The following is a 15,785-nucleotide window of genomic DNA, read 5'->3' on the forward strand; positions in this document are numbered from 1 at the left end:
ATATAATGTCCGTCGACGCCGCTACCGTCCGCCGCATCGCGCATCTGGCGCGCATTGCGGTTTCCGAGGACGAGGTTCCGCATCTGCAGGGCGAGCTCAATGCCATGCTCGCCTTTGTCGAGCAGCTCTCGGAGGTCAATGTCGAGGGCGTGGAGCCGATGACCTCGGTGACCCCGACGCAGATGAAGAAGCGGCAGGACGTGGTCAATGACGGCGAGATCGCCGACGATATCGTTGCCAACGCGCCCGCGACCGAAGGTCACTTCTTCCTGGTGCCGAAGGTCGTCGAGTAGCATAGCGTTTTCGAGCGAAGTGGAAGCCGGTTCGCGTGAAGAAAACGCGTCAAAGTAAAGAGTCTTAGGACGCTGTCCGATGTGCCTGCTATGCGACGATGAGAAGGCCTATCAGGCCTACATGAATTACCTCGACAAGATGGAGCGGCAGGGCAAGGCCGCCGATCCCGATGTCGCCGTCAATGCCGTGCTCGACGAGATCGAGGCTGCCGCGAAAGCCGCTGCCAAAAAAGACGACCCGGCCAACGACAAGACCCTGTCTCCGTTCTTCTGCAGCCCGATCAATAAATGACCGATTTGACATCGCTGACGCTCGCCGAGGCCCGCAAGGGTCTCGCGGCAAAAACTTTCACGTCGCTCGAGCTGACCGACGCGCATCTGAGCGCGATCGAGGCCGCGCGCGTGCTCAATGCCTTTGTGATGGAGACGCCCGACCAGGCGCGCACGATGGCGCGCGAGGCCGACGTCAGGATCGCCAAGGGCGATGCCGGCCCGCTCGCCGGCATCCCGCTCGGCATCAAGGATCTGTTCGCGACCAAGGGCGTGCGCACCACGGCGTGCTCAAAAATCCTCGGCACTTTCGTGCCGACTTATGAGTCGACTGTCACGTCGCAGCTCTGGCGCGACGGCGCGGTGATGCTCGGCAAGCTCAACAATGACGAGTTCGCGATGGGCTCGTCGAACGAGACCTCGTGCTTCGGGCCCGTCGGCAATCCCTGGCGGCGCGACGACAGCAACACCACACTGGTGCCGGGCGGCTCGTCCGGCGGCTCGGCCTCGGCCGTGGCGGCGCTGCTGTGCATGGGCGCCACCGCAACCGATACCGGCGGCTCGATCCGCCAGCCGGCGGCGTTCACCGCAACCGTCGGCATCAAGCCGACCTATGGCCGCTGCTCGCGCTGGGGCATCGTCGCTTTCGCCTCCTCGCTCGACCAGGCCGGTCCGATCGCGCGCAGCGTGCGCGATGCCGCGATGCTGCTGCGCTCGATGGCGGGCCATGACCCGAAGGACACGACCTCGGTCGACATCCCGGTGCCGGATTACGAGGCTGCGATCGGCAAGTCGGTGAAGGGTATGAAGATCGGCATTCCCCGGGAGTACCGCCTCGACGGCATGCCTGCGGAGATCGAGAAGCTTTGGCAATCGGGCGCCGACTGGCTCAGGAGCGCCGGCGCCGAGCTGGTCGAGGTGTCGCTGCCGCACACGAAATATGCGCTGCCGGCCTACTACATCGTGGCGCCGGCCGAGGCCTCCTCCAACCTCGCGCGCTATGACGGCGTGCGCTACGGCCTGCGCGAGTCGGCTAAGAACATCATCGAGCTCTACGAGAACACCCGCGCCGAGGGCTTTGGCGCGGAGGTGAAGCGCCGTGTCATGATCGGTACCTATGTGCTTTCGGCCGGCTATTACGACGCCTATTATCTGCGCGCGCAAAAGGTGCGCACGCTGATCAAGAGGGATTTCGAGGACTGTTTCGCGAGAGGCGTCGATGCGATCCTGACGCCGGCGACGCCCTCGGCTGCTTTCGGCATCGGCGAGAAGGGCGGAGCCGATCCGGTCGAGATGTACCTCAACGACATCTTCACGGTCACCGTGAACATGGCGGGCCTGCCCGGCATCGCCGTGCCCGCCGGCAAGGACGCGCAGGGCCTGCCGCTCGGCCTGCAACTGATCGGACGGCCCTTCGACGAGGAGACGCTGTTCTCGCTCGGCGAGGTGATCGAGCAGGCCGCCGGCCGCTTCACGCCCGCGAGGTGGTGGTGAATGTCGCTGATTTCATCGCGAGCCTCGACGGCGCGGCGCCCGCGCCGGAGCTGAGCGCGCCGCTGGCCGGCCTCTGGTGGGCGGCGAGGGGCGACTGGGACCGCGCGCACAAGATCGTCCAGGACGAGAGCAGCCGCGAGGCGGCCTGGGTGCACGCATACTTGCACCGCGTCGAAGGCGATCTCGGCAATGCCGGCTACTGGTATCGCCAGGCCGGCCAGCCGACGGCAAAGGATTCATTGGAAGCGGAGTGGGAGCGGATCGCTGCCACGCTGCTCGGGAGCACGACATGAGCACGGCATCGCACAAGCTTCTCAAAGGCGCCACCGGCGATTGGGAGATGGTCATCGGCATGGAGATCCATGCCCAGGTGACGTCGAATGCGAAGCTGTTCTCGGGCGCTTCGACTGCATTCGGCGGCGAGCCGAACAGCCACGTGTCGCTGGTCGACGCCGCAATGCCGGGCATGCTGCCTGTGATCAACGAGGAATGCGTCAGGCAGGCTGTCCGGACGGGACTCGGTCTCAACGCCAAGATCAATCTGCGCTCGGTGTTCGACCGCAAGAACTATTTCTATCCGGACTCGCCGCAGGGCTACCAGATCAGCCAGTACAAATCGCCGGTGGTGGGCGAGGGCGAGGTGCTGGTCGAGCTCGACGGCGGCCGCAGCGTCACGATCGGCATCGAGCGGCTGCATCTGGAGCAGGATGCCGGCAAGTTGCTGCACGACCGGTCGCCGACCATGTCCAACGTCGACCTCAACCGTTGCGGCGTCGCGCTGATGGAGATCGTGTCAAAACCCGACATCCGCGATGCCGAGCAGGCCAAGGCCTACGTGACCAAGCTGCGCTCGATCCTGCGCTATCTCGGCACCTGCGACGGCGACATGGAGAAGGGATCTCTGCGCGCTGACGTCAACGTCTCGGTGCGCAAGCCCGGCGGGCCGCTCGGCACCCGCTGCGAGATCAAGAACATGAACTCGATCAACTTCATCGGCCAGGCGATCGAGTACGAGGCGCGACGCCAGATCGAGATCCTCGAGGATGGCGGCGAGATCGATCAGGAGACGCGGCTCTATGATCCCAACAAGGGCGAGACGCGCTCGATGCGGTCGAAGGAAGAGGCTCACGACTATCGCTACTTCCCCGATCCCGACCTGTTGCCGCTGGAGTTCAGCCAGGAATTCGTCGAGGAGCTGAAAGCGAAGCTGCCGGAGCTGCCGGACCAGAAGAAGACGCGCTTCGTCGCCGATTTCGGCCTGTCGGCCTATGATGCGAGCGTGCTCGTCGCCGAGCGCGAGAGCGCGGTGTTCTACGAGACGGTGCTCGACAAGCTCGCCAACCGTGCCCGCGACGGCAAGATGGCGGCGAACTGGGTGATCAACGAGCTGTTCGGCCGTCTCAACAAGGAAGGCCGGGATATTACGGCTTCTCCGGTCAATGCCGGGCAGCTGGCTGCGATCATCGACCTGATCGGCGAGGGCACGATCTCCGGCAAGATCGCCAAGGACCTGTTCGAGATCGTCTGGCAGGAGGGCGGCGATCCCCGCGCGCTGGTGGAAAGCCGCGGCATGAAGCAGGTGACCGACCTCTCGGCGATCGAGAAGGTGGTCGACGACATCATCGCGGCCAATCCCGACAAGGCGGCGCAGGTCAAGGACAAGCCGCAGTCGCTCGGCTGGTTCGTCGGCCAGGTGATGAAGGCGTCCGGCGGCAAGGCCAACCCGCAGAGCGTCAACGACCTGCTCAAGTCCAAGCTCGGCGTCTAGCGTCACGCGTTCGAACGAGGTGACGGACACGTTTCGTCGCCTCGCTTTCGGCTCTCGGTGCGACGCTCGCGCGCATCCTCGAACGGCAAACTTCATCCCGATCGACAGCGAGGCGGCGACCGAATCGCCGCCGCGCGATTCGCCCAAAACGGCGCCTTGCGCACGCTCCGACGAGCGCTCGCGCCGTTAAGCATGAAAATATTTTCGTTGCCAAAACTCGCGACTCAGAGTCCGCGAAACGCTTTCGCGAGGCGATCGCGCGATTGTCGATGCGCATCATCGCGTTGATCGCACGCGATGCGCGCGTGCGAAAAAATACTTGCTGCATAGTGTTTTTGTGCAATCGCGTCGTTCGCGAACATCGACGATGCGATCACTCTGCGCGATCGCAACCGCACGCCACGCGAAGCGCCTGCGTCGTGCTCGCCAAGCGCACACGCCTTGCTGCGTCAACACTTCTTTAAGCGAGAAGCTGTTTTTTTCTTCGTGTTGGTGTATTCGGGATGAAGTGCATTCGATCCCCGAGTGCACGCAGCGATTAAAGCCATCTCACACATCGGAGGGCAACATGGCCAAGAAAGCGAAGAAGGCGAAGAAGGCGAAGAGCGCAGTGAAGAAGACTGCGAAGAAGACCCGCAAGGTCGCGAAGAAGAAGAAGTAACTTCGCTTCTGAAGTTGCCGGCTCCCGATAGCCGGCTCGTCATCAGCGCCTCCTAGAGGTTCTGGTCGACGATAGAGGGTGTCGGCGAGACATCAGGTCAACGGTCGGACCGTTCTCTTTTGCGGTCCGGCAGAAGAAACGAGTTTTCTTCGTTCGGTGCGGTTCTCTTTCTTGGGGGCTCCGCAATTTCACGAGAGGCCTTCGGGCCAATGTGAAATCTGGTCCTGACGTGTTCGCCGACGCCCTCGTTCTCTTGAAGCCGGGGCATTGCCGGCATCCCTTTCCCCCCGACATTGCTGATCTGACCGCGACGTCGGCGCACTGACGTCGGTGTTCTGCCTTGGAGCAGGCGAGGGCTGCGGCCCTGATTCCATTGCTCGCACGCAGTATCCCCATTCGCGGTGTCATCGCCCGGCTTCGACCGGACGATCCAGTACGCCGCGGCTTCTCGGGGGATGACTACTGTCTGTCGGAATACTGGGTCACCTGCGCAGGTGACGACGATAAGCCGCTCGCGATACGCCACGCCGCGCATCCGTCCGCGCGCGATGGTTATCGATGTCCCAAAATCCCGGGGTAAACAGAATCTGACGAATCGCAGAAGTGCCTGCGAACCAGGGACTTTTCGAATTCTGCGCGCTCATGCCGCGCGCTCGCGTTTACGTCTGCTTCATCGCGATACTTAAACTGCCATTCAAATTTGCCCGCCATCATCGCCTCCAACAAGCCGGCAAACGGCATGGGGGATGAGTTGAACAGCGCACGGTCCCAGAAAGGGATCATGCAAGTCGCAGTTGGACGGGAGCCGCGCTCGGGGGAACGAGACGGCATAAGAATAAAGGGGATGCGTGATGTTTCAGGGTACTTTCGATCTGGAGACGGCAACGCCGGTCGACGCGAGCGCGCTGTCGGACGTGCTGTTCGAGCGCGGGATCTATTGGGCGAGCGGCCGCTCCGGGATCGTCGATCTCGTCGCCGCGCACAAATGGTTCAACCTCGCCGCGTTGAAGGGCCGCAAGGACGCCGTAGCGCTGCGCCAGGAAGTCGCCGGGCAGATGTCGGATGCCGAGATCTCGGTCGCGCAGCGCGAGGCGAGGGCCTGGGTCACCGCGCACTGAGATGAGAGGCGCGTCTGGCCCCGCATTTGCACGGGTGGGCCCGGTTGCGCTGAATCAAGTTTCCGCGCTGTGCCGCCGCATAAGACCCGACGGCAGGGGCGGCCAAGACACGAATGGACGATGGCTACCGATTCAGATCGCTCCCGATGAGTGCGATCTGGAACTCGGGCGTCTGCACAAGATGGGAATTTTGCCCTGGTCGTTTCCATACCGGCGCAAGGGCGGCGCCTGGTTCAATGTTTGGGCCGACGAGGCTGTGCTGATATCGCCGTCGTATTGGCGGATATGGCGATCCAGTATCTAGGTGCGTGCACACATATATAAGGAGCATGCGAATCGAGCTGGGCCCGCCGCGTTCATCCTTGCGCCAGGCTTTCGCGCCGGCGTCACGATCGCTTTCAGGCGAAAGAACGCAGAGAGCTTGATTGATTCCGCTGCTGGGTGGCGGAGAGGGAGGGATTCGAACCCTCGATACAGCTTGAGACCGTATGACGCTTTAGCAAAGCGTTGCCTTCAGCCACTCGGCCACCTCTCCGGTGCGAGCCTTATGCCTCTAATTACTTGGGGCGGTCAATTTGGAAGCGTGTGTTTTCGCTCGAATATTCCCAGTGATTTTCGAAGCAAACGGGTTTGTTCTCGGGCGAGAGTGTGGCGCTGCGAGAGCAGATCCAAGGCTGGAACATCTGGCACATGACGCGGGGATGATCCGCGTAGAAGGACATCCTTGCTCGTGTCGGAAGCCGAATTTGCTAGGAAATTCAATGCTACGCGAGAGGGGCTGATGGAAAGTCGGGATCCCTGCGTCTTGGCTCGCTCGGCTGCCGGTCCGTCCCAATCATCCCCGCCTCCATTAAGAGTGCTTGCCGCGCCCCCTGAGGCGTCGCAGTGACCGGGCTTGCGTCAGGCTGGAGGCGCGGAGGCGATTGATGCCTGCACGTTGAGTCTCCTTTCTGATTCCACGATTCGAGCGCGTCAAAGCGGCTCCGGGCTGAGATCTCGGCTGCGGCGCCTCATGTGGGGAACTTTGATGGCAAATGGAACCACTCTAAAAACGTCAATGTAAACAATATGTTGCGAGGGCGGTTTGATCACATCTGCGTGTTATTTGTGCAACACCCGTCGGAAAACACGCTTCATCGGCCCGTTTCGAAGCGTTCTGTTGTTGTGTGTGCAAGGACGTTCGGTAATTGTGACTAAGCGACGGAGGGGGGCATCCCGAGGTCGTCCCGTTTAGGTCGTTCGCTTAAGTCCCTCGCGTTCATGCGGGTGTGTCCGAAGGCGCGAAGGGGCCCAAAGCGGTGATTTAGAGGGGGTTGGGGAATTGGCCGTCCGGTCAGTGACCTTCCCTGAAGAGCAACTTGGAGGTTTAACATGAAGTTGGTTAAGAGCCTTTTGCTCGGCTCAGCGGCGGGTCTGATCGCCGTGGGCGGAGCGCAGGCAGCCGATCTCCCCGTGAAGGCCAAGGCGGTCGAATACGTGAAGATCTGCTCCCTGTACGGTGCTGGATTCTACTACATCCCGGGCACTGACACTTGCATCAAGCTGGGTGGTTATCTGCGCGCTGAAGTCGCGCTGAACACGAACTCGGACTACAACGGCCAGTTCACCACGAACAACGGTGCGCGCAACCGTCTGACGAACTACTACACGATGCGCGCTCGTGAAGATCTCAACATCGACACGCGCACCGCGACCGAGTACGGCGTCGTCCGTACCTTCTTCGACGGCGTGTTCTCCTGGACGACCGGCAACTATTCCGGCAGCGGCAGTGCGACCGGCTCGACGGTCTACAGCGCCGCGCTGGGCCTCAACACCTCCGGTGCCACTCCGGCGCTCGTTGGTTCGACGATCAACCCGACTGACGGCGGTACCTCGGGCGGTTCGCTCGGCGTGTACTACGCCTTCATCCAGTTCGCCGGCTTCACGATGGGTAAGGCCGTGTCGCAGTTCGACGCGCCCTGGACCAACTATCCCGGCAACAACTACGACGGTCTCGTCGGCGGCAGCGGCACGGTCACTGGTATCACCCAGTTCAGCTACACTGCTGACTTCGGTCAGGGCATCACGGCGTCGTTCTCGGCTGAAGACCCGACTGCTTACATGCAGGCCGGCAACCTCAACATGAGCGGCGCTTCGGTGGCTGGCATTGTTGGTGGTTCGTATGGCTCCAACGCCATCGGCGGTTCGCGTTCGCCGAACCTCGTCGGTCAGATTCGCGTCGACCAGGCTTGGGGTCTGTTCCAGGCGTCGGTTGCTGCGAAGGACAACCACGTTGCCTACTACGGCGCGACCGAGCCCACTGGCCACCCCGACGACAAGTGGGGTTGGGCGGTTCAGCTCGCTCTGTCGATCAAGAACATCCCGACCGGCGCGGGTGACACGATCAACGTCCAGGGCGTCTATACCGACGGTGCGACCCGCTACAACTTCCAGAACCTCGCGGGCAGCAGCTACTCGATGTTCGGCAGCTCGGGCATCGCCTACCAGAGCGTCGGTTTCGCCAACGCTCCGGACACGGTGTTCGTGACCGGCAGCTCGCAGGAAACCGTCAAGACCTGGGGCTTCCGTGGTGCGTACACCCACAACTGGGATCCGTACTGGAACACCTCGATCTACGGTGCCTACGCTCAGGCCCAGTTCGGTACCCTGGCTAAGACCACGATCTGCGGCGTCGGTGGCGTGTTCGTCACGGGGGCGGCTGTGGCCGGTGTGACGGGTTGCAACCCGGACTTCTCCGTGTACTCGGCGGGTATCATCACTCGCTGGACGCCGGTCAAGAACCTGACGTTCTCGGCTGACCTCGCCTGGACCCGCGTTGACCAGAAGTACACCGGTACGGTTGGTGTTACCCCCTCCGGCGTGACCGCCAAGCCGACCGCGCTCTACGAGCTGAAGGATCAGGACACCATCACCCTGCTCCTCCGCGCTCAGCGCAACTGGTAAGTTCGGTCTAACGACCTGAATGAGAACCCCGGCGGGAAACCGCCGGGGTTCTTTCTTTGTCATGTGCGCTTGTTGACGACGCGATGGCGCTGACCGACCTGGCCGCGGCGGGGGTCTTGGGTTGTTGCCGCGGTCTTCACGCGCATCCCGGAAATGGCGGAGTAGGTGTGGGCGCTGTCCGCAGACTCCGATCGTCATTCCGGGATGCCCGAAGGGCGAGCCCGGAATCCATTCCGCCACAGAGCGTGCGGCCCGATGGGTTCCTGGCCCTTCATGCTTCGCACGCATCCCGCAATACATCCCGCAATAACGGAGTAGGTGGGGCCGCCTCGTTGAATCGGGATGGGGCGATCGTGTCGCGCGCGGCGCCTTCAGGCCCGACGGCACCTCCGCCGCAACCTTACCTGGCGTGTGCTGCTATTCGACGCTTCCGGCGCCGCGGCGCAGATCGGCTTCGATCTGCAGGCGGGTGCCGCCGCCGAAGCGAGCGCGGTAGACTTGCAGGTTCTCCATGATCCGCTGCACGTAGTTGCGCGTCTCGGAGAATGGAATCAGCTCGACCCAATCGACCGCGTCCACCTTGGGGTCGCGGGGATCGCCGTAACGTTCGACCCACTTCTTCACGCTGCCGCGGCCGGCATTGTAGGCGGCGAAGGTCATGATGTAGGAGCCGCGATAATCCTCGAGCAGTCCGCCGAGCTCGGCCGAGCCGAGCGTGGCGTTGTAGACCGAATCGTTCTTCAGCCGCCCGAGATCGTAGGTCGCGCCGTGGCGCTTGCAGACATAGCGAGCGGCATCCGGCGTCACCTGCATCAGCCCGTATGCCTGGGCCGGCGAGACCACCGACGGATTGAACGCGCTCTCCTGCCGGGCAATGGCGTAGACGATGCTGCGCTCGACCTCGGGGCCAATCGGCGTGAAGTGCGGAATGCCATTGATGGGGTAGGCGTAGAAGTCGAACGGCAGGCCGCGGTTGAGCGCGGCCTTGCCGACCAGCAACATGCCGCGCGCATCGCTGTAGCGCTGGGTGAGCTCGCCGAGGCCGGCAAGCGCCTCGGGATCGCCGTTCTCGCCCATGTCGGCGAGCATGGGCACCGCGAGCTCGCGCTCGTCGAGCTCGTAGAGCAGTTGCGCGGCGCGCACGATCTCGAGCCGCTCGGCGCCGCGCCCGCGCGGCTGGCTGTTGAGCTCGATCTGCGGCAGGCTGAGCTTTGCGCGCGCGAGCTGGCCGTAATAGCTGGTCGACTGCTCGGCTGCGCGGGCATAGGCGTTGCGCGCCTCCTGCTGGCGGCCCATCGCTTCCGCGGCGCGGCCCTGCCAATAGCCGGCGCGCGCCAGCGTGGTCGGGTTGACGCTGCCGACGCCGATGCGGGCAAAATGCTGGGCGGCGGTCGCGGGGTCGTTGAGGAAGCGCAGCGCGATCCACCCGGCGGTGAACTCCTGCTCGGTCTTGTAGATGTCGCGCGAAGGCAGGGCGGCGTCGCGCGCGATCAGATAGGCGCTGCGGAATTCCTCGGTGTCGATCATCTTGCGCGCCAGCAGGCGCCGCTCGATCCACCATTCGTCGAGATTGTGGAGGCGCCCCGTATCTTTGGGGGCGGACAGCATCAGCTGGGCGGCCTCGGCGAACTTCTCCTCGCGGCGCAAGAGCTGGATCTTGCTAAAGATGAAGCCGGGATCGCTGTGCAGCTCGCGCGGTACCGCATCGAGCAGCGCCCGCGCGTTTGGCGCCTTCTTGACCGCGGCGATGCGCGCCTTGGCGAGGGCGACATAGCCGGCGCCGAGGCGCTTTGCGGCGCGCAGCGCCGCCTCGGTCTCGCTGCCGTAGAGCAGGGTGTCCATCCGCGCCTTCTGATCGCCCGGCGTCAGCAGGGCGCCGAACTGGTCGAGTGCGTTGTTCTCGGTGTCCTCCGACATCGGATCACTGCGCCAGGCCTCACGCACCAGCCGCTCGGCATTGGAGCGGTCACCGCGCGCCAGCATCGCCTTGGCGAGGGTGAAGCGGCCCTTGGCGGAGATCGGAGACTCGTTCTCGAACCACGACCACGCGACCGAATCGTCGCGCCTGTCGTCCCACATCGCGGCCTCGAGGCGCCGGCGCAGGAAGGTCTGCGACGGCCAGCTCGGATTGGCGGAGAGAAAGGCGCGATAGCGTTCGACGGTCGCGCCGTTGTCCTCGCTGCGCAGGATGATCCATTCGGCGAGCTTTCGCGCGACGGGATCCGAGATGCCAGCCGCGACATTGGTGGCGTCACCGGCCTTGCGCTTGCGCACGAGCTCGATGACGCTCTCCAGCGTGTCCTTGTCGGCTTGCGACGTCGACGATGTCGCAGCGAGCGCGGCCGGGATGACCGGCTTGCGCGGGGCTGCATGCTGGCGGGTCGCAGGCGCCAGCACGGGAGCGGCGACCGGTCTGGCAGCGGCCGGTGCGTTGGGTTTGACCGTGGCGGTCACGGCCGGCGCGGGTGCTGACTTGGGGGACGCCGTGGATTGCGATTTTGGCGCGGGGATCGCTGCCGCGGGCTTCGGCTTGTCCTTCGCGGGTTCCTTGCCAGCGGCATCCTTGGCAGGCTTCTTCGCGGCATCCTTGGCCGGAGCGCTGGGGGCGCCTTTGCTCGTGCCCTTCGCGGCGTCCTTGCCGGTTCCCTTTGCGGCGTCCTTGGTGGTTGGCTTCGGGGCGCCCTTGGCGGCTGGCTTCGCGGTATCCTTGGTCTCCGCGGCCGTCTCATTGGACTTGGCGAGGGCGGCGCAGCCCACCGACAGCCCTGCCATCAGGCACACGGCCAGACCTAGGGATCGCCATGCGGCACGAGCAAAGGAGGTCACGGCGTTTTGTCGCCCCGAATCAGTGAAGTGGCTCAAGACTGAATTTGATTGAATATGCGGAGAAAAATATCAACAGCCGCTTACCTCAGGCCGATTTGCACCAGCACCGCGGCAAAATCGCGGCCTAAACGCAGCCCCGCACCGAAGCGGGCCTTTTACCGGCGGGATAGACCCGATATGAATGGAGCTTGCTCAAGAGATCGCCGCGTACGGAGGAAGTCCATGGCAGCCAAGACGAAATTCCGGGGGTCGTTCACCGCCTTGGTCACGCCGTTCAAGAACGGCGCGCTGGACGAGGCGGCGTTCCGCTCCCTGGTCAACTGGCAGATTTCCGAGGGCACCAATGGTCTCGTCCCGGTCGGCACCACCGGCGAGAGCCCGACGCTCAGCCATGACGAGCACAAGAAGGTCGTCGAATGGTGCATCGCTGAGGCCAAAGGCCGCGTGCCTGTTATCGCGGGCGCCGGCTCCAACTCGACCAAGGAGGCGGTCGAGCTCTCCCAGCACGCCGAAAAGGCGGGCGCAGACGCCGTGTTGATCGTCACGCCCTACTACAACAAGCCGACCCAGGAAGGGATGTACCAGCACTTCAAGGCGATCAACGACGCGATCGGCATTCCGATCATCATCTACAACATCCCGCCGCGCTCGGTGATCGACATGTCGGTCGACACCATGAAGCGGCTGTGGGAGCTGAAGAACATCGCCGGCGTCAAGGACGCCACCGCCAGCATGGTTCGCGTGTCGCAGCAGCGCGCGGCGATGGGCGAGGATTTCAACCAGCTCTCGGGCGAGGACGCCACTATCATCGGCTACATGGCCCATGGCGGCCATGGCTGCATCTCGGTGACCTCGAACGTCGCGCCCCGCCTGTGCTCGGAGTTCCACGCCGCCTGGCAGAAGAGCGACACCAAGACGGCGCTCGCGATCCACGACAAGCTGATGCCGCTGCACAACAACCTCTTCATCGAGAGCAACCCGGCGCCGATCAAGTACGCGATGTCGCTGCTCGGCAAGCTGGACGAGACGCTGCGGCTGCCGATGGTTCCGGTTTCCGAGCCGACCCGCGTTGCTGTGCGCAGCGCGATGATTCACGCCGGGCTGATCAACTGACGCATCAGCCCGTCGGGGGGAGTCTTCATGAGCGTCGAGGAGAAGGGCGCACGGATGCTGAAGGAGTTCCGCGAGTTCGCGATGAAGGGCAACGTCGTCGATCTCGCGGTCGGCGTCATCATCGGCGCAGCGTTTGGCGCCATCGTCAACTCGCTGGTCGGCGACGTGATCATGCCGATCATCGGTGCCGTCACCGGCGGGCTCGACTTCTCGAACTACTTCACCCCCTTGTCGGCGAAGGTCACAGCCACCAACTTAGCGGATGCGAAAAAGCAAGGCGCCGTGCTGGCTTGGGGCAGCTTTCTCACGCTGACGATCAACTTCATCATCATCGCCTTCGTGCTGTTCCTGGTGATCCGCGCCATGAACACGTTGAAGCGCAAGGACGAGGCGGCCCCTGCCGCTCCGCCAAAACCGTCGGCCGAGGTCGAACTCCTGACGGAGATCCGCGATCTCCTCAAGAAGTGACGCGCCCACTTCATCCGAACTGTTAGAATCCGCGCGCATGTCGATCAGGTTTGCCCATCATGGCCGATAAGAACGAACGTCCGATCAAGGTCATGGCGGAAAATCGCAAGGCCCGCTTCAACTACGCCATCGAGGACACGATCGAAGCGGGCATTGCGCTGACCGGCACCGAGGTCAAGTCGATCCGCAATGGCAAGAGCACGATCGCCGAATCCTACGCCGACTCCAAGAACGGCGAGATCTGGCTGATCAACGCCACCATTCCCGAATATCTCCAGGGCAATCGCTTCAATCACGAGCCCAAGCGTCCGCGCAAACTGCTTCTCCACCGTCAGCAGATCAACAAGCTGATCGGCGCGGTCGACCGTGAGGGCATGACGCTGATCCCGCTCAAGCTTTACTTCAACGAGCGCGGGCGCGCCAAATTGCAGCTCGCGGTTGCCAAGGGCAAGAAGCTGCACGACAAGCGCGAGTCCGAGAAGAAGCGCGACTGGAGCCGGGAGAAGGGCCGCCTGCTGCGGGCGAGGGGATGACGCGATGAATCAACGGAACCTGCTCGAGGTCGATTGGAGCCAGATTCCCGCGCCCGCCGATGACGGCCGCGCCGCGCATCTCAAGGGCATGACGTTGCCGCCGATCGGCCTGCTCGCGACCGACGATACGTCGGTCACGCTGTCGGCGCTGCGTGGCCGCACCGTGGTGTTCGCCTATCCCCGCACCGGCGAGCCCGGCAAGATCGCGCTGGTCGACGATTGGGACATGATCCCGGGAGCGCGCGGTTGCACGCCCCAGACCTGTGCATTCCGCGATCTGTACGCCGAGCTGAAAGCCGCCGGCGCCTCGCACGTGTTCGGCCTCTCGACCCAGAGCAACGACTACCAGACCGAGATGGCCTCGCGCCTGCATCTGCCGTTCCCGGTGCTCTCGGACGAGAAGCTGGCGCTGACGCGCGCCCTGGATTTGCCGACCATGGAGGTCGCAGGCCTGACGCTGATCAAGCGCCTGGCGCTGATCATCGACGACGCCAGGATCACGCATGTGTTCTATCCGGTGTTTCCGCCCGACCGGAACGCCGGCGACGTGCTCGACTGGCTGAAGGCTAATCCGGCCAGGGCGTAAAGCATGATCCCGCATGAGGGCAGGGCAATCGCCTGGCAGTGATGAGGCTGGTATCGCGCGCCCAAAGCTCTCGCCGTCATCCTGAGGTGCTCGTCCTGCAACGCAGGGCGAGCCTCGAAGGGCGACGGCCCGGCTGTATCCCGGCCGCTCATCCTTCGAGGCTCGCCGAGCGGCGCTCCGCGCCGCACGGCTCACGCCTCAGGATGACGGTTTGAACATTGCACATGGCCGCACGAGCGCCCGTGCTCTAGTCGAGGTCGGCCTTCACCTTCGCGAACACGCTCCGGAACATATCCGGCGTCAGCACGCCAGTGTTGGTGTTGTAACGCGAGCAGTGATAGCTGTCGTACAGCTTGAACGCGCCGGCCTGATGCACGGCGCCGTGGCTGAAGGGGGCCTGAGAGGCCTTCAGATTCAGCGGCTTGAGCACGCTGTCGTGCGCAATCCGCCCGAGCGCGACGATCGCGCGCAGGTTCGGCATCGTCTCTAGATTCGCGACGAGAAACCGGCGGCAGGTGGTGATCTCGACCGGCAGCGGCTTGTTCTGCGGCGGCACGCAATGCACCGCGTTCGCGATCCGGCAGTCGACCAATTTCAGACCGTCGTCGGGACGCGCCCGATAGGTGCCCTTGGCAAAACCATATTCGATCAGCGTGGCATAGAGCAGGTCGCCGGCATAATCACCGGTGAACGGCCGTCCCGTGCGGTTGGCGCCCTGCATGCCCGGCGCGAGGCCGACGATCAGAAGGCGCGCCGTGATGTCGCCGAAGGGCGGCACCGGGGCATTGTGCCACGACGGCTCGCGCACACGGTTCGCCTCGCGAAAGGCGACCAGGCGCGGGCAGAGCGGACAGTCACGGTCGGGAACGACGGTGAGGGGCTGGCGGCTCGATCGGGCCGCCTCACTCCTCGAAATCGTCATCGCCCCTCGGCGCCATCGTGGTTGCGCGCTGGAGGAATTGCGGGGCGTGGTGGCGTTCGCCACGCTCGCCGCGGTCGCGCGGGGCGGGGCGTTCGGAGGGATCGCGGCCGAGCTTGGATTGCAGCTCGACGAGGTCGGTGAAGACGTCGGCCTGGCGGCGCAGCTCGTCGGCGATCATCGGCGGCTGGCTGGCGATGGTGGAGATTACCGTGACGCGCACGCCGCGGCGCTGCACCGCCTCGACCAGGGAGCGGAAGTCGCCGTCACCCGAGAACAGCACCATCTGGTCGATGTGCTCGGCGAGCTCCATGGCGTCCACCGCGAGCTCGATGTCCATGTTGCCCTTCACCTTGCGGCGGCCGGAGGCGTCGATGAATTCCTTGGTCGCCTTGGTGACGACGGTGTAGCCGTTGTAGTCCAGCCAGTCGATCAACGGGCGGATCGAGGAGTATTCCTGGTCTTCGATGATGGCGGTGTAATAGAACGCCCGCAACAACGTCCCGCGGCTCTGAAACTCCTTCAGCAGGCGCTTGTAATCGATGTCGAAGCCCAGAGTTTTCGCCGTCGCGTAGAGATTGGCCCCGTCGATGAAGAGCGCGATCTTGTTGGTAGGAGAAGGTGACATTCAGTTTGCTCGCGTAGTGCTCGTGATTGATCGTTTTTTGTTGGCGCGGCGACAGCAAGCCGCGCAGTTCTAAGGTGCCGCTGAGTCCCGTCGAAACCGCAAATCCGGAGAAGTCGGGGCAATCAAGGTATAGTTATGGCGAACTTGCATAGACCCATGGCCGCC

14 protein-coding genes and 1 tRNA gene are annotated in these 15,785 nt (G+C 63.7%); 11 read left to right on the top strand and 4 right to left on the bottom strand.

What is annotated here, in order from left to right:
* Window positions 1–5: 5 nt before the first annotated feature.
* The 6 genes from gatC to YU9_RS0115410 all read left to right on the top strand — a co-directional run bounded on the left by gatC (window position 6) and on the right by YU9_RS0115410 (window position 5,604).
* Window positions 6–293 carry an Asp-tRNA(Asn)/Glu-tRNA(Gln) amidotransferase subunit GatC gene (gene gatC / locus YU9_RS0115370; protein WP_027573645.1) on the top strand — a complete coding sequence of 96 codons (288 nt, stop codon included), beginning with the start codon at window positions 6–8 and terminating at the stop codon, window positions 291–293.
* Window positions 294–372: 79 nt separating this feature from the next.
* Complete coding sequence (locus YU9_RS0115375; protein WP_027573646.1) at window positions 373–585, top strand: hypothetical protein; 213 nt, start codon at window positions 373–375, stop codon at window positions 583–585.
* Window positions 582–2,057, top strand: a complete 1,476-nt coding sequence (gene gatA / locus YU9_RS0115380) for an Asp-tRNA(Asn)/Glu-tRNA(Gln) amidotransferase subunit GatA (protein WP_027573647.1) — start codon at window positions 582–584, stop codon at window positions 2,055–2,057. Before YU9_RS0115375 ends, gatA begins: the two co-directional genes overlap by 4 nt.
* On the top strand, window positions 2,048–2,350 hold the full coding sequence (locus YU9_RS0115385; RefSeq protein ID WP_027573648.1) for a hypothetical protein: 303 nt from the start codon (window positions 2,048–2,050) through the stop codon (window positions 2,348–2,350). Before gatA ends, YU9_RS0115385 begins: the two co-directional genes overlap by 10 nt.
* Window positions 2,347–3,825 (top strand): Asp-tRNA(Asn)/Glu-tRNA(Gln) amidotransferase subunit GatB, encoded by a 1,479-nt coding sequence (gene gatB, locus YU9_RS0115390; protein WP_027573649.1) that lies wholly within the window; start codon window positions 2,347–2,349, stop codon window positions 3,823–3,825. Before YU9_RS0115385 ends, gatB begins: the two co-directional genes overlap by 4 nt.
* A 1,512-nt stretch (window positions 3,826–5,337) precedes the next feature.
* Window positions 5,338–5,604 carry a hypothetical protein gene (locus YU9_RS0115410; protein ID WP_027573651.1) on the top strand — a complete coding sequence of 89 codons (267 nt, stop codon included), beginning with the start codon at window positions 5,338–5,340 and terminating at the stop codon, window positions 5,602–5,604.
* Between the two features lie 442 nt (window positions 5,605–6,046).
* Here the strand turns inward: YU9_RS0115410 and YU9_RS0115415 are convergent.
* Window positions 6,047–6,139, bottom strand: a tRNA-Ser gene (locus YU9_RS0115415).
* An 836-nt stretch (window positions 6,140–6,975) separates the two neighbouring features.
* On the opposite strand from YU9_RS0115415, the gene YU9_RS0115420 reads away from it, so the two are divergent.
* Complete coding sequence (locus YU9_RS0115420; RefSeq protein WP_027573652.1) at window positions 6,976–8,547, top strand: porin; 1,572 nt, start codon at window positions 6,976–6,978, stop codon at window positions 8,545–8,547.
* Window positions 8,548–8,964: 417 nt separating this feature from the next.
* On the opposite strand, the gene YU9_RS0115425 is transcribed toward YU9_RS0115420, so the two are convergent.
* Window positions 8,965–11,319 (bottom strand): lytic transglycosylase domain-containing protein, encoded by a 2,355-nt coding sequence (locus YU9_RS0115425; RefSeq protein ID WP_036017294.1) that lies wholly within the window; start codon window positions 11,317–11,319, stop codon window positions 8,965–8,967.
* A 276-nt stretch (window positions 11,320–11,595) separates the two neighbouring features.
* On the opposite strand from YU9_RS0115425, the gene dapA reads away from it, so the two are divergent.
* The 4 genes from dapA to YU9_RS0115445 are packed head-to-tail and all read left to right on the top strand — an operon-like array spanning window position 11,596 to window position 14,073.
* Window positions 11,596–12,486 (top strand): 4-hydroxy-tetrahydrodipicolinate synthase, encoded by an 891-nt coding sequence (gene dapA, locus YU9_RS0115430; RefSeq protein ID WP_027573654.1) that lies wholly within the window; start codon window positions 11,596–11,598, stop codon window positions 12,484–12,486.
* Between the two features lie 54 nt (window positions 12,487–12,540).
* The gene (mscL, locus tag YU9_RS0115435) at window positions 12,541–12,954 is read left to right on the top strand and encodes a large conductance mechanosensitive channel protein MscL (protein WP_027573655.1); all 414 of its coding nucleotides are present in this window, start codon (window positions 12,541–12,543) and stop codon (window positions 12,952–12,954) included.
* 59 nt (window positions 12,955–13,013) lie between these two features.
* The gene (gene smpB / locus YU9_RS0115440) at window positions 13,014–13,487 is read left to right on the top strand and encodes an SsrA-binding protein SmpB (protein ID WP_027573656.1); all 474 of its coding nucleotides are present in this window, start codon (window positions 13,014–13,016) and stop codon (window positions 13,485–13,487) included.
* A gap of 4 nt (window positions 13,488–13,491) precedes the next feature.
* Window positions 13,492–14,073, top strand: coding sequence for a peroxiredoxin (locus tag YU9_RS0115445; RefSeq protein ID WP_027573657.1), 582 nt, complete (start codon window positions 13,492–13,494; stop codon window positions 14,071–14,073).
* 247 nt (window positions 14,074–14,320) lie between these two features.
* Here the strand turns inward: YU9_RS0115445 and YU9_RS0115450 are convergent, their stop codons facing one another.
* Together YU9_RS0115450 and YU9_RS0115455 are read right to left on the bottom strand one after the other, a co-directional pair.
* Entirely contained in the window at window positions 14,321–14,995 is a 675-nt protein-coding gene (locus YU9_RS0115450) for a uracil-DNA glycosylase (RefSeq protein ID WP_027573658.1), read from the bottom strand.
* Window positions 14,976–15,620 (bottom strand): NYN domain-containing protein, encoded by a 645-nt coding sequence (locus YU9_RS0115455; protein ID WP_027573659.1) that lies wholly within the window; start codon window positions 15,618–15,620, stop codon window positions 14,976–14,978. The genes YU9_RS0115450 and YU9_RS0115455 overlap by 20 nt, the downstream gene beginning before the upstream one ends.
* Between the last annotated feature and the right edge of the window lie 165 nt (window positions 15,621–15,785).

Origin of the sequence: Bradyrhizobium sp. WSM1743, from assembly GCF_000473065.1 — a bacterium.
Classification (GTDB): domain Bacteria; phylum Pseudomonadota; class Alphaproteobacteria; order Rhizobiales; family Xanthobacteraceae; genus Bradyrhizobium.